This window comes from Micromonospora sp. CA-269861 (assembly GCF_050948505.1).
In the GTDB taxonomy this organism is placed as follows: Bacteria; Actinomycetota; Actinomycetes; order Mycobacteriales; family Micromonosporaceae; genus Micromonospora.
Genome location: NZ_CP192014.1, coordinates 221018 through 233730, shown reverse-complemented (window position 1 = coordinate 233730; position 12713 = coordinate 221018). Strand labels below are relative to the sequence as shown.

General features: G+C 72.2%; 14 protein-coding genes and 3 tRNA genes. 12 read left to right on the top strand and 5 right to left on the bottom strand.

The annotated features are described in order from the left end of the window. Positions 1-47: 47 nt before the first annotated feature. From ACQP0U_RS01135 to ACQP0U_RS01095, 9 genes are all read left to right on the top strand, one after another. On the top strand, positions 48-1190 hold the full coding sequence (locus tag ACQP0U_RS01135; RefSeq protein WP_433314984.1) for a polyprenyl synthetase family protein: 1143 nt from the start codon (positions 48-50) through the stop codon (positions 1188-1190). A gap of 28 nt (positions 1191-1218) precedes the next feature. Continuing rightward, positions 1219-2700 carry a phytoene desaturase family protein gene (gene crtI / locus ACQP0U_RS01130; protein ID WP_433314982.1) on the top strand — a complete coding sequence of 494 codons (1482 nt, stop codon included), beginning with the start codon at positions 1219-1221 and terminating at the stop codon, positions 2698-2700. After that, complete coding sequence (gene idi / locus ACQP0U_RS01125) at positions 2697-3317, top strand: isopentenyl-diphosphate Delta-isomerase (protein ID WP_433314980.1); 621 nt, start codon at positions 2697-2699, stop codon at positions 3315-3317. Before crtI ends, idi begins: the two co-directional genes overlap by 4 nt. Further along, entirely contained in the window at positions 3307-4257 is a 951-nt protein-coding gene (locus tag ACQP0U_RS01120; RefSeq protein WP_433314978.1) for a MerR family transcriptional regulator, read from the top strand. The genes idi and ACQP0U_RS01120 overlap by 11 nt, the downstream gene beginning before the upstream one ends. 75 nt (positions 4258-4332) lie before the next feature. Continuing rightward, positions 4333-5115 (top strand): polysaccharide deacetylase family protein, encoded by a 783-nt coding sequence (locus ACQP0U_RS01115; RefSeq protein WP_433314976.1) that lies wholly within the window; start codon positions 4333-4335, stop codon positions 5113-5115. Between the two features lie 154 nt (positions 5116-5269). Then, positions 5270-5342 (top strand) — tRNA-Glu (locus tag ACQP0U_RS01110). Between the two features lie 31 nt (positions 5343-5373). Further along, positions 5374-5447, top strand: a tRNA-Asp gene (locus tag ACQP0U_RS01105). Positions 5448-5546: 99 nt separating this feature from the next. Beyond that, positions 5547-5620, top strand: a tRNA-Phe gene (locus ACQP0U_RS01100). A gap of 142 nt (positions 5621-5762) precedes the next feature. Beyond that, a complete protein-coding gene (locus ACQP0U_RS01095) occupies positions 5763-5966 on the top strand; it encodes a hypothetical protein (RefSeq protein ID WP_433314974.1) in 204 nt (67 codons plus the stop codon). A 27-nt stretch (positions 5967-5993) separates the two neighbouring features. On the opposite strand, the gene ACQP0U_RS01090 is transcribed toward ACQP0U_RS01095, so the two are convergent. Next, positions 5994-6953, bottom strand: coding sequence for a hypothetical protein (locus tag ACQP0U_RS01090; RefSeq protein WP_433314972.1), 960 nt, complete (start codon positions 6951-6953; stop codon positions 5994-5996). A 166-nt stretch (positions 6954-7119) separates the two neighbouring features. Between ACQP0U_RS01090 and ACQP0U_RS01085 the strand changes: the two genes are divergently transcribed. After that, positions 7120-7647 carry an SRPBCC family protein gene (locus ACQP0U_RS01085; RefSeq protein WP_433314970.1) on the top strand — a complete coding sequence of 176 codons (528 nt, stop codon included), beginning with the start codon at positions 7120-7122 and terminating at the stop codon, positions 7645-7647. Positions 7648-7659: 12 nt separating this feature from the next. Here the strand turns inward: ACQP0U_RS01085 and ACQP0U_RS01080 are convergent, their stop codons facing one another. Beyond that, positions 7660-8364, bottom strand: a complete 705-nt coding sequence (locus ACQP0U_RS01080; protein ID WP_433314968.1) for a DUF2786 domain-containing protein — start codon at positions 8362-8364, stop codon at positions 7660-7662. A 131-nt stretch (positions 8365-8495) separates the two neighbouring features. Here ACQP0U_RS01080 and ACQP0U_RS01075 point away from each other — a divergent pair, with 131 nt between their 5' ends. Further along, positions 8496-8936, top strand: a complete 441-nt coding sequence (locus ACQP0U_RS01075) for a hypothetical protein (protein ID WP_433314966.1) — start codon at positions 8496-8498, stop codon at positions 8934-8936. 75 nt (positions 8937-9011) lie between these two features. Here ACQP0U_RS01075 and ACQP0U_RS01070 read toward each other — a convergent pair whose 3' ends face one another. Then, complete coding sequence (locus ACQP0U_RS01070) at positions 9012-9401, bottom strand: hypothetical protein (protein ID WP_433314965.1); 390 nt, start codon at positions 9399-9401, stop codon at positions 9012-9014. 155 nt (positions 9402-9556) lie between these two features. Between ACQP0U_RS01070 and ACQP0U_RS01065 the strand changes: the two genes are divergently transcribed. After that, positions 9557-10900 (top strand): ABC transporter substrate-binding protein, encoded by a 1344-nt coding sequence (locus ACQP0U_RS01065; protein ID WP_433314963.1) that lies wholly within the window; start codon positions 9557-9559, stop codon positions 10898-10900. 67 nt (positions 10901-10967) lie between these two features. On the opposite strand, the gene ACQP0U_RS01060 is transcribed toward ACQP0U_RS01065, so the two are convergent. Beyond that, positions 10968-11711, bottom strand: a complete 744-nt coding sequence (locus ACQP0U_RS01060) for an enoyl-CoA hydratase/isomerase family protein (RefSeq protein WP_433314961.1) — start codon at positions 11709-11711, stop codon at positions 10968-10970. Further along, positions 11708-12565 (bottom strand): 3-hydroxyacyl-CoA dehydrogenase family protein, encoded by an 858-nt coding sequence (locus tag ACQP0U_RS01055; RefSeq protein WP_433314959.1) that lies wholly within the window; start codon positions 12563-12565, stop codon positions 11708-11710. Before ACQP0U_RS01055 ends, ACQP0U_RS01060 begins: the two co-directional genes overlap by 4 nt. Positions 12566-12713 lie beyond the last annotated feature (148 nt).

The following is a 12713-nucleotide window of genomic DNA, read 5'->3' as shown; positions in this document are numbered from 1 at the left end:
CGACGCACCAATCGACGCAACTCGTAGCCTAGGGTACGCTCAGCCGCATGGCCAACGACGCAGTTGCGGGCAACGTGACCCGCGTGGCGCCGGCAGGGCCGGGGGACGGGGACGATCCGGTCCGCGCCGTTCTGGCCGCGTACACCCATGACCTGGTGACGGCGGTCGACGAGACCCTGAACACCTTCCTCACCGCTGAGGTCGACACCCTCAACGACATCGACGCGTCGATGGGCAGCTTCGCCGCCACCGCGCGGGAAGCCGTCCTGACCGGCGGCAAACGGATCCGATCCACGTTCGCCTACTGGGGTTGGCGCGGGGCTGTCGGCGGCACCGCCGCGCTGCCACCCGTGCTGCCCGCGCTGGCCGCGCTGGAGCTGCTGCACACCTTCGCGCTCGTGCACGACGACGTGATGGACGCGTCCACCACCCGCCGGGGTCGGCCCACCGCGCACGTCGCGCTCGCCGAACAGCACATCGCCGCCGGCCACCGAGGTGATCCCGGCCGGTTCGGTGAGGCCGTCGCCGTGCTCATCGGCGACCTCTGCATGGTCTGGGCCGACCAGTTGCTGGCCCACGCCTCGGTGCCGTCGACGCGACTCTTCGAGGTCCGCCGCTGCTACGACCAGATGCGGGTGGAGACGGTCGCCGGGCAGTATCTCGACGTGCTCGGCGAGAACGACCCGGCCAGCTGGTCGGTCGACCGGGCGCTGCGGGTGGCCCGCTACAAGACCGCCAGCTACACCGTCCAGCGGCCAATGCTTTTCGGGGCCTGCCTGGCCGGGGTGCCCGCCGACGACTCGCTGGTCTCCGCGTACACCCACTATGGCCTGGCCGTCGGCGAGGCGTTCCAGCTGCGCGACGACCTGCTCGGCGTCTACGGCGACCCGGCGGCCACCGGCAAGCCGGCAGGTGACGACCTCCGCACCGGCAAGCCGACCACGCTGCTCATGCTGGCCCGGGAGCTGGCCACGCCGGCCCAGCTCACCGCGTTGGAGCGGGCCGCCGACGGGCCTGTCGACACGCTCGCCGGGCTGGTCGCCGAGACCGGCGCGGTGACCCGGGTGGAGCAGATGATCGCCGAGCGGGTGAGCGACGCGCTGGCCGCGCTCGACGCCGCACCCGTGGACCAGACGGCGCGGACCGCGCTGACCGGGCTGGCCACCGCCGCTGCCAATCGGCGGGCCTGATGAGCGACTTGAGCGAGGAGATGGTCACGTGCGGACGGTGACAGGACGGACCGACCGGGTGGTGGTCGTCGGGGCCGGGCTGGGCGGGCTCGCCTGCGCGCTGCACCTGGCCGGCAGTGGTCGGCAGGTGACAGTGCTGGAGCGCGAGCCGGTGCCCGGCGGGCGGGCCGGACGGCTCGGCGTGGACGGCTACGAGTTCGACACCGGCCCGACGGTGCTCACCATGCCCGACCTGATCGCCGAGGCGCTGGGCGCGGTCGGCGAGGAGCTGCACGACTGGCTGGACCTGACCCCGCTCGACCCCGCCTACCGGGCGTACTACCCGGACGGCTCGACCCTCGACGTGCTCACCGACACCACCCGGATGGCGGCCGAGATCTCCCGCGTCTGCGGGCCCCGGGAGGCCGACGGCTACCTGCGTTTCGTCGAGTACGCGCGGGAGCTGTGGCGGCTGGAGCGCACCGACTTCATCGAGCGCAACCTGGACGCGCCGACCGACCTGATCACCGGCAACCTGCTCAAGCTGCTCGGCGGTGGGGCCTTCCGGCGCCTCCAAACCAAGATCAACCAGTTCTTCCGGGACCCGCGCACCCAGCGGATCTTCTCCTTCCAGGCGATGTACGCCGGCCTCGCGCCGCACGACGCGCTGGCCATCTACGCGGTCATCGCGTACCTCGACTCGGTGGCCGGGGTCTACTTCCCGCGCGGCGGCATCCACGCGGTCTCCAGGGCGATGGCCGGCGCGGCCGAGAAGCACGGCGTGCAGATCCGCTACGACACCACGGTGACCCGGGTGGAGACCGCCAACGGCCGCGCCACCGGCGTGCTCACCGCCGACGGCGACCTGGTGCCGGCGGACGTGGTGGTGCTCAACCCCGACCTGCCGGTCGCCTACCGGGATCTGCTCCCCGCCGCGCCGCAGCGCCGGCTCACCTACTCGCCGTCCTGCGTCGTTCTGCACGTCGGCTCCCGTCAGGGCTATGCGAAGATCGCCCATCACAACATCCATTTCGGACGCGCGTGGAAGGGCACCTTCGATGAGGTCATTCGGCGGGGTGAGCTGATGACCGACCCGTCGCTCCTGGTGACCAACCCGAGCCGGACCGACCCCGCGGTGGCCCCGCCGGACCGGCACACCTACTACGTGCTCGCCCCGGTGCCCAACCTGCACCGGGCGCCGTTCGAGTGGCGCGGCGACCTGACCCAGCGCTACACCGACCAACTGATCGGCACCCTGGAGGAGCGCGGCTACGTCGGCTTCGGTGCCGGGGTCGAGGTGCTCCGGGCGATAACCCCCGCCGAGTGGGAGGAGCAGGGAATGGCCGCCGGCACCCCGTTCGCCGCCGCGCACACCCTCTTCCAGACCGGCCCGTTCCGCCCGTCGAACCTGCACCGCGACCTGTCGAACGTGGTGTTCGTCGGCTCCGGGACCCAACCCGGCGTCGGTGTGCCGATGGTGCTCATCTCCGGCAAGCTCGCCGCCGGCCGGATCACTGGGGAAGGCCGATGAGCAGCCGCGAGAGGCACCTCGTCGAACTCGTCGACGAGACCGGCAAGGCCCACGGCGAGACGACCGTCGCCACCGCCCACCAACCCCCGGGGCAGTTGCACCGGGCCTTCTCGGTGCTGCTTGTGGACCCGGACGGCCAGGTGCTGCTCCAGCGCCGAGCCGCCGCCAAGACCCGGTTCCCGCTGCGCTGGGCCAACTCCTGCTGCGGCCACCCGCAGCCGGGTGAGTCGCTCGCCGAGGCGGCCAACCGACGGCTGGGCGAGGAGTTGGGCGCGGGCCCGGTCGAGCTGACCGAGGTCGGCATCTACGTCTACTACGCCGAGGACCCGGCGACCGGTCGGGTCGAGTTCGAGTACGACCACGTGCTGCGCGGCGAGTTCCTGCCCAGCGCCCCGCTCCTGCCGGACCCGGACGAGGTGGCCGAGCTGCGGTGGGCCGATCCCACCCTGCTGGAGGCCGAGTTGAAGCGCGACCCCCGGTCGTACGCGCCCTGGCTGGGCGGGGTGGTGAACCGACTGCTCCGCCCCTCGGGGTCCCGGTCGGCCGCAACCGGCCCGGCCATGACCCCGCCCGGTTCGTCGGCGGACAACACGGCGGAGCGGTCGGGTGGTCGATGAGGCGCTGAGCGCGGGCGCGGTCGCACGCCGGCTGGGGGTCGCGGTGACGACCCTACGCACCTGGCACCAGCGCTACGGGCTCGGGCCCAGCGAACACATCCCCGGTCACCACCGCCGGTACACACCCACCGATCTGGCTCGCCTCGAGATCATGCAACGACTCACCGCCGAGGGGGTGAGCCCCGCCGAGGCGGCACGCTGGGCCCGCCAGGCACCGGATCCGACGCCCAACGGCAACGGCACCGTCGCCCCCGCCCGGATCCACCCGACCGGCCGTGACGGCGGCGGTTCCATCCCGGTCGGCCGTGCGGGCCCGGCAGCCCGCGGACTGGCCCGGGCCGCCATGCGGCTGGACGCGGCGGCGATCAGCGAGACGATCGCGCACGCCCTGGCCGCCGGCGGGGTCGTCGCCACCTGGGAGGGCCTGCTACGCCCGGTGCTCGCCGGCATCGGCGAACGCCACGCCGCCACCGCCGGCCTGATCGAGGTGGAACACCTGGTGTCCCGCTGCGTCTCGGAGGCGCTCGCGGCGGCCAGTCGGGCCAACGTCCCCACCGGGCCGGCCCGGATCCTGCTCTCCTGCGCTGACGAGGAACAGCACACCCTGCCGCTGGAGGCGCTGGCCGCGGCTCTCGCGGAGGCAGGTGTCAGCTACCGCATGCTCGGCGCCCGGGTGCCGGTGGCCGCTCTCGTCGAGGCGGTCAACCGGACCGGACCGGCCGCCGTGGTGCTCTGGTCGCACACCCGGGTCACCGCCGACCCGGCCCAGCTCAGCGCGCTGCTCGCCGCACCGCGGCGCCCGTTGCTGGTGCTCGCCGCCGGCCCCGGCTGGCGCGCGGACACGCTGCCCGCCGGGGTGGTGCGGCCTGTCGACCTGGCCGAGGCGGTCTCGCTCTCCGCCGCCGTCCGCGACTCCCTGGACCAGTCGAGGCGTGACTGATCGCACTGTCGCCGACCGGCGGCGTGAACTACCGTCGGGCGGGTCCGCCTACCCCGACCCCCCGGGAGCGAGCAGATGCAAGCCCGCGCCGTCCTGGCGTCCGTCCTCGCCATGGCGCTGGTCTTGTCCGGCTGTGCCCAGCCGGACCGCACCATCGTCGCCGCCGGCCATCCCAAGCCGGTGGAATCCACCGCGCCACCCACCCCGACGCCGCGCCCCAGCGTCACCAAGCCGGCCAAGCCGCCACTGCGGCCGCTGCCGGCCAAGCTCCCCGCCGGGCTGGGGCGCAACACAGGCGTACGCCCGGTGGCCCTGACGTTCGACGACGGGCCGAGCCCGGCCTGGACGCCCAAGGTGCTCGACCAGCTAAAGGCCGCCAAGGTGACAGCGACGTTCTGCGTCGTCGGTCGCGAGGTGCAGCGCCACCCGGAGTTGGTCCGACGGATCGTCCGGGAGGGACACCAGCTCTGCAACCACAGCTGGCGACACGACCTCGATCTCGCCCGGCGACCTGTCGCCGAGATCCGGGCCGACCTGGACCGCACCAACAAGGCCATCCAGAAGGCCGCTCCCGGCACGAAGGTGTCGTTCTACCGGCAGCCGGGCGGCCGGTGGACGTCGGAGGTGCTCGGGGTGGCCAAGGGCCTCGGCATGCGCCCGCTGCACTGGTCGGTGGACCCCCAGGACTGGGACAAGCCGACCGCGGCCACGATCGGCAAGCGAATCCACGCCGCCACCCGCCCCGGCGCCATCGTTCTCCTGCACGACGGGGGCGGAAACCGGGCCGCGACGCTCGCCGCGTGCCCGAAGGTGATCGCCGACCTGAAGCAGCGCTTCGGCATCACCCGTCTCCACTAGAACCGCTCTGACCTGCAGTTATGACCCGTCCCAAGCCCTTGCCGACACCGATTTTGTCGACCGACGGAGCATCACGTATGCTTTCCAAGCCTCCGGCGGGGCCGGATGGGAGCAAGTCCGCTTGAAGTTGCGAATGTGCAATGATGGCGGGGCCGCCCTCATCGTCTAGCGGCCCAGGACGCCGCCCTTTCAAGGCGGTAGCACGGGTTCGAATCCCGTTGGGGGCACGACCGGCGCAAGCCGGAGCAACACAAGCTAGGTCCTGTGGAGCAGTTGGAGTGCTCGCCGCCCTGTCAAGGCGGAGGTCGCGGGTTCAAGTCCCGTCAGGACCGCAGCGCTGACGCCGCGCCCCGCGCGGCGTTCTGCGTATCGGAGCAGGTCGCCCTGCCGCCGGTTCGTCCGGTTGCCGGGTAGCATGAGCCGAGCGACACGGCCAGGTAGCTCAGTTGGTACGAGCGTCCGACTGAAAATCGGAAGGTCGGCGGTTCGACCCCGCCCCTGGCCACATAGCCTTTCGCCGGGCTACAGAGGTCCCCACCAGCGGAAACGCAGGTGGGGATCTTGCTGTTTCCGGTGCCTGCGTCGACACCCCTGGCCGACCACTCCTGGTCGCCCCGCGTTAATCGTCCGCACCTACGCTCCCGCCCGTGAACAAGAGGCCTGGCGGGACCGTGGAGACCATCGGAACACTCGGCGCTGTTGTCGGCGGCGCCCTCTTCGTCATGGGCCTGACCGGCGACAGCTACCGCGGCGACCTTCTCGTGACCGGAGCACTGCTGGTGATCGCGGGCCTGCTGCTCCGCATCGAGGCAGCGGTGCTGGGAGCCCGCTGGCGCGGACCAGACTTCTGACCTGACCCCTCCCGCCGCCCCGAGTGATCAACAGCACTGCGAACCGCGGCGCGGGGCGACGGCGGACGTGACGCAGGTCGGCGCGGCGTCAGTGGTCGCGGCGGCCCTGCGGGCGATGCTGCGCCACGCTGCCCTGGATCGCCTCCCACACGCTGCGTCCGGCCTGTCGCAGCGTCTCCCCCGCCTGCTCGGCGAGCTGCGCCGCGCTCTGGGCCGCAGCCTGCGCCGCACTCGGCAGACCACCGTCGTCGCCCCCGGACGGGCTCGGACCGGGCACCGCCGACCGACCGGCCTGGTTCCGGGCTTGTTCGGCGGGACGCGGCCCTCGTGCCGCTGGCCGTCCGAGCGCTGGCCGTCCGAGCGCTGGCTGTCCGGGCGGTGGCCACCTGGCGGGCCGGCCTCCGGCTCACGGCCCTGCGGATGCCGTCCCTCCGCATGCGGGCCCTGCGGATGCTGTCCCTCCGGACGCGCCTGGTCGGCCGGCCCTGGGCCGCCAGCTCGCGGCCCGGGCCCCCCGACACCCGGTCCCGCGCCGACCTGCCGGCCCGACTCGTCGCGTACGCCCTCCGAGCGCCGACTCGACGCCTTGATCTCCGCAGCGCCCGCGGCCAACTGCTGCGCGCTCCGGTTCGCATCGTCGACGGCGGTGCCGGCCGTGCGCGCGAGCGCCTCGATGATGTGTGGGTTGTTGTCGAGCGTGTCGAGCGCTCGTCCCAGGATGCTCGTCAGTTGCTCCAACCGCACCCGCAGCTGCGCCTCGGCGTTCACCCCGTTGACGTCCAACTCGCCGCCGCTGAGGCGCACCCGTACGCCGGCGTCGACCTGGAGCAGGTTGGCCACCCGGGCCCGCAGCGACAGGTCGGCCTCCAGGCCGTCGACCGCCAGCCGGATGGAGTCGACGGAGACCTTCGGAATGTCGAGCAGGACGTCCGGGTTCCCGCTGTCCACGTTCCGGTCCGGCTCCCGCTGCTGCCCGCTCTCGTTCATGCTCTCCCGCCCCGCCCGCACATCGGCCCGGTCGTCCGAGTCGTTCGGCGCGGTTACCCGCTTTCCGGCGGGGCATCCCGTCCGTGACGACTCGACGACCCTCTGTCTGGAACCGGGCACCTCGCGAAGCTGCACAGCCGGGCATCAGCCGGTATGGTCCGGGCCTATGGGACAGGAATTGACTGATCCGGCCGACATCCGGCAGGACGTCGACCAGTTCTCTCTCCGGTGCAGCCTCCTCGTCCCGGGCTCCGCCGAGCACGCGTTCGCGGTCTTCACCGACGAGCTGACCGACTGGTGGGTCACCGAATACACCTGGTCCGGTCCGGACGCGTTGGCCGAGCTGGGCATGGAGCCTCGGGCCGGCGGCATGCTCTACGAGTTGGGCCCGTACGGTTTCCGCGCCGACTGGGGCCGGGTGCTCACCTGGGATCCGCCCCGCCGGCTGGTCTTCGTCTGGCAGATCGGCCCCGACCGGGCGCCGGTGCCGGACCCGGCCCGCGCGAGCGAGGTCGAGGTGCTGTTCCATTCCGAGGGGCCGGAACGCACCCGGGTCGAGCTGGAGCACCGGCACTTCGACAGGCACGGCGAGGCTGCCGAGGGTTACCGCAAGGCGCTCACCGCCGGCTGGCACGAGTTGCTCACCCGCTACGTCGCCACTGTGTCGCGTCACCGCCCCACCACGGCGGCCTGACGACCCACCGGTTCAGCGGCCGAGCCGCCGATCGGCAGCGGCACCGCCGAGGTCCCGACCGCCGAGGTTCGCGCGTTGGCCAGCCTCCGCCCCCGAGCCGAAGCCGGTGCCGCCCAACCGGCGTGGCGGGGCGGTGCGCAGCCGCGGGTACTCCTCGGTGAGCCGTCGCTGCACCCGGTCGGATCTGTCGGCCAGCACCAACGCCACCGACGGCGTGCCCGACTCGCTGGCCGCCGCCGTCTCGGCCGCCCAGAGTCGCCCTCCGACCACCTCCGCGAAGCCGGCCAGCCAGGAGCGGCGGAACGCGGCGGGATGGTCGTCCGCGGGCACCTCGGTGGCGGCCAGGCCGTGCGCCGCCTGCACGAGCAGCGAGGTGAAGAGCAGGTCGACCCGTTCCAGGTCGCTGGCGAAGCCGAAGAGGTGCAGGGTGAAGCCGTTGCCCTGCCGACGGCGTACGCAGCGGCAGCGCAGGGGCTCGGCCACCGCGGAGAGCAGGCCGACCTTGTCGCGGGCGTACGGGGCGACGACGTCGAGCACTCGATCGCCGACCGGGTCGGTGGTCGGGTCCCGGGCTGCCAGCAGTGCCCGGTCGACGCCGTAGCGGGCGATCAGCTCGGTCGCCTTGGCGGTGAACGCGGCCGCCTCGGCCGGCGTGCAGGCCGGGTCCTCGGCCTGGGCCAGCAGCTTGCGCACCTTGCTGAGCATGGCCTCGGACATGCCTACAGAGCTACCACACGGGCCGGACATCATCGGGGTCACACCGGAATCGATCGATACGTATCATCGTCACGATCAGATGATCAGTCCAATACGGACGGTCAGTTAACTGTTTCCGGAGGAACGAACGAATGCCATCCCCCACCGCTCGTCTGCTCGCCGTCGCCACGGCCACCGCACTGCTCGCCGCCGGCACACCCGCGCGGGCGGAGCCGACAACACCGACAGCACCCGTCAGCTCCGGGCCGAACGCGTTCGCCCCGCTCGCCACCTGTTACGGCGGGGCGGTCCGGTCGTACTTCGAGACGGGCCGCTACGGCGGCTCTGCCGGCCAGTACCGCACCACCACGCGCTGTCGCGACATCAACGTCCGCAACGCGAGCGTGTACGGCACCGATGCGTGCGTGGTCTTCGTGGACAAGACGAGCGCCTGCAACTACTGGACCTACCTGCCGGCCAACTCGGGCTGGATCACTGTGGCGACCAACGTCAAGGACGGCGTCAACTTCCGGGTCCGCTTCGAGAACCTGCGGTACGAGTACGAGCCGCTGATCGCGTACCACGCGTTCTGACCGACCCGCGCGGTCGCGGCGTCCGCCCCCCCCGACGGACGCCGCGCCCCGCGGCGCACCGGCCGGCACGGCCGCTCATCCGGCGCGGCTGCGCAGGGTGGCGATCGTCGAACCGGCGAGCGTGAGCAGGCAGTCGGGGAGCAGCCCATCGGCCGCAGCCGCGCCGAACAGGGCCTCGCCGGTCGGTTCGTCGCGATTCGCGTACGCGCTGACGAAGCGGGCCACCCAGCGGGTGTCGTACCCGGCCTGGTCGATCCCCGGAAAGTCGAGCGCCGCCCCGCTGGCCTCCGGCGCGTCACCGAGCATGGTCGCGGCCAGGCACCAGGCGACCCCGTACGCGCCGCTCAGGCCGGCCCGGTCGACGACCGCGTCGAACGCTCCCACCACCGCGTCTCCGTCACCGGTCAGCGCCGAGTGGAGCACGGCCGCCGCGTCATCGAACGTCTGCTGTGGTAGGTCCGTCACGCTGCGCACAGTAGGACGGGGGGTCAAGCCCCCCGGCGACCGTCACTGTCCGTGTTCAACGCGAGCTACCTGCGCATTACGCCACCTCCACGGTCCCGCCGTCGGCCTCGGCACGCTAATGTGCGCAGCGGACCTTCGCCGGAGGAAGGACGACCATGTTCGTATCACGCCGTTCGCGGGTAGTCACGTTGGCTGCCTGCGCGACGATCCTGCTCGCCACAAGCGCCTGCGGGGATGACAAGCCCGAGGAGGCAAGCGCCCAACAGGTGCGCCTCTACGGCACGGACGGCAACATGCTCAACTCCTATCCCGCGGAGTTGAAGGAACGGGCGAGTCTCGTCGACGGGATGAAGGGCACCACGCCCCTCGTTCCGCTGCCGGACGACTTCAAGAGCCGGCTACGTGCCGTCAATCCGGCGCTGACGGACTACCTGTACTCCGCCGAGACGTACGACGCGGTGGTGATCGCCGTGCTCGCCGCCCAGTTGGCCGGGAGCACCGACCCGGGTGCCATCGCGAAGCAGATCGTCGCCGTGACGAACGACGGGCAGCGCTGCGAGGACCCGGCCAGCTGTCTCGCGCTGGCCCGTAACGGGCAGGACATCGAGTACCGCGGCGTGTCGCTGACCCGGGCGGGCTTCACCGACAAGGGTGAGCCGGCCACCGCGAGCTACGCCACGCTGACGTTCGACGGGCAGCAGATCAACGACGGCAAGACCGAGTTCGTCGGTGCCGGCATCGAGTCGGCGGCGAGCACCAAGACGCCGCCGAAGCCGAAGAAGCAGCGCCCGGGTGGAGACACCGACCAGGAGCCGCTGATCCTGGGTGGTCTGCTGCCGAAGACCGGTGACCTCGCGATCGCCTACCCGCCGATGGCCGCCGGTGCCGCGCTGGCGATCAAGGAGATCAACGCCGCCGGCGGCGCACTGGGCAAGCCGGTGACGTGGCTGGACGGCGACGACGGCACCAGCCCGACGGTGGCCAAGGCGACGGTGGCCAAGCACGTGACGGACGGCGTCAGCGTGATCATCGGCGCGGGTGGTTCGGGTATCTCCCGGGCAGTGCTGCCGGACGTGGTGCAGGCCGGGAAGATCCTCTTCTCCCCGTCCAACACGGACAGCGGCCTGACCGACGTGGAAGACGGCGGCCTCTACTTCCGCACCGCCCCGCCGGACAGCCTCCAGGGCCGGGCGCTGGCCGACGTGATCCTGCGCGACGGGTCGCAGAAAATCGTCATCGTCGCCCGCAAGGACTCCTACGGCGAGGGCCTCCAGGCCACCGCCCGTGACGAGCTGGAGAAGGCCGGCATCGCCAGCGACCGAATCAAGCTGATGACCTACGAGCCCCCGGCCGACGCGAAGGCGGCGCCTGTCGACTTCAGCAGCGGCGCGAAGGAGATCAAGGAATTCGGCGCGGACGCCGTACTGATCATCGGCTTCGGTGAGTCCGCCCAGGTGATCCGCGGCCTGGCCGACGCCGGTGTGCAGATCCGGCAGTAATCAGGACCCGAAACCCACGACGGCCGCACCGGCTTCCCGCCGGTGCGGCCGTTTCTGGTACGTGGGATCAGCGCGGCCGACGACGCTCCAGGAACTCGGTCATCCGCCGGTGCTTCTCGTCGTCCTCGAAGAGCACCGCCTGGCTGACCAGGTCAAGATGGGGGTGCGCGGCGGCGGGCGCGTCCACCGCCAGCTTGGTCAGCCGCACCGCCAACGGTGAACCCAGGGCGATCTCGTCAAGGATCGCGTGCGCCACGGTCAGCAGCTCGCCGGGCTCGTCCACCACCCGATTCACCAGGCCGATCCGCAGCGCCTCGGCGGCGTCCACCCGCCGGCCGGTGAAGAGCAGCTCCTTGGCCCGGCCCTCACCGATCAACGCGGGCAGCCGGTGGGTCGCGCCGGCACCGGCCAGGATGCCCAACCGCACCTCCGGCTGGCCGAAGACCGCCCGCGCCGTGCACACCCGCAGATCGCAGGCGTACGCCAGCTCCGCGCCACCGCCTAACGCCGGGCCGTCGACGGCCGCCACAGTCGGCATCGGCAGTGCTCGGATGCGGGCGAAGGCGGCTGAGTTGATCGCGGCGAGGGCATCCGTGCGATTCCGTTCGCGGAGCTGGCCGATGTCTGCGCCACCGGCGAAGATGCCCGCCGCGCCGCCGGTGAGCAGCAGCAGGCGCGGGCGCGCCTCCAACTCGGCGCAGACCTGGTGCAGCTCGGCGATCAGGTCCGCGTCGATGGCGTTGCGCTTCTCCGGCCGGTCCAGGGTGACCACCAGCCGGTCCGGCCGCTCCTCGATCCGCAACCCGCTCATCGCTTGACACCGGCTTCCCACCGGTAGAAGCCCTGCCCGGACTTCTTACCCAGCCGCCCCGCGGCCACCATCTCCACGAGCAGCGGCGGTGGCGCGAAGCGGTCTCCGTACGCGGCCTGGAGGGTACGGGCGATGTCCAGCCGCACGTCGAGGCCGACCAGGTCGGTGAGCTCCAACGGCCCGATCGGGTGCCGGTAACCGAGCACCATCGCCTTGTCGATGTCCGCCGGGCTGGCCACCCCGTCGGCGACCATCCGGATCGCCTCCAGCCCGAGGGTGACCCCGAGCCGGGAGGTGGCGAAGCCGGGCATGTCGCGTACGACGACGGGGTCCTTGCCCAGCCGACCGGCGAGCGCGACGGCCGCGGCGGTGGTCTCCTCGGCGGTGGCCGGGCCGACCACGATCTCCAGCAGCGCCATCGCCCAGACCGGGTTGAAGAAGTGCAGGCCGAGGAAGCGCTCGGGCGCGTCCAGTTCGGCGGCCAGGGCACCGATCGCGATGCTGGACGTGTTGCTGCCCAGCAGCGCCGGACGCAGCGCGGCGCTGTCCCGGAGCACCGCACGCTTCAGGTCGAGGCGCTCCGGCACCGCCTCCACGATCACCTCAGGGGCGGGAGCGACCTCGGCGAGGGTTGGGCGCAGCGTCACCAACTGCCGGTTCGCGGCGGCCTGGTCGGCGCTGAGCTTCCCGCGCTGCACCGCCCGCTCCCACAGCTCGGCGAGCCGGTTCAGCGCGGCCGCACCCCGCTCGGGGTCCACCTCGACCAACTCGACGGCGTGCCCGGCGTCGGCCGCCACGTACGCGATGCCGAGCCCCATCGTGCCGGCACCGACGACCACGAAACGATCGCTCATCACGCCTCCCTGTCCCGCCCGCCGGCGCGCGGGGTCGCCGCCGCACCGGTCCGGGTGTCCCGCCCGCTCCGCTCGCTCATGGTGCGACCCTAGACAGCGCGACGACCCGGCCCATGCGTGGGGGAGCGCCGGATCGGGTAATGACGGC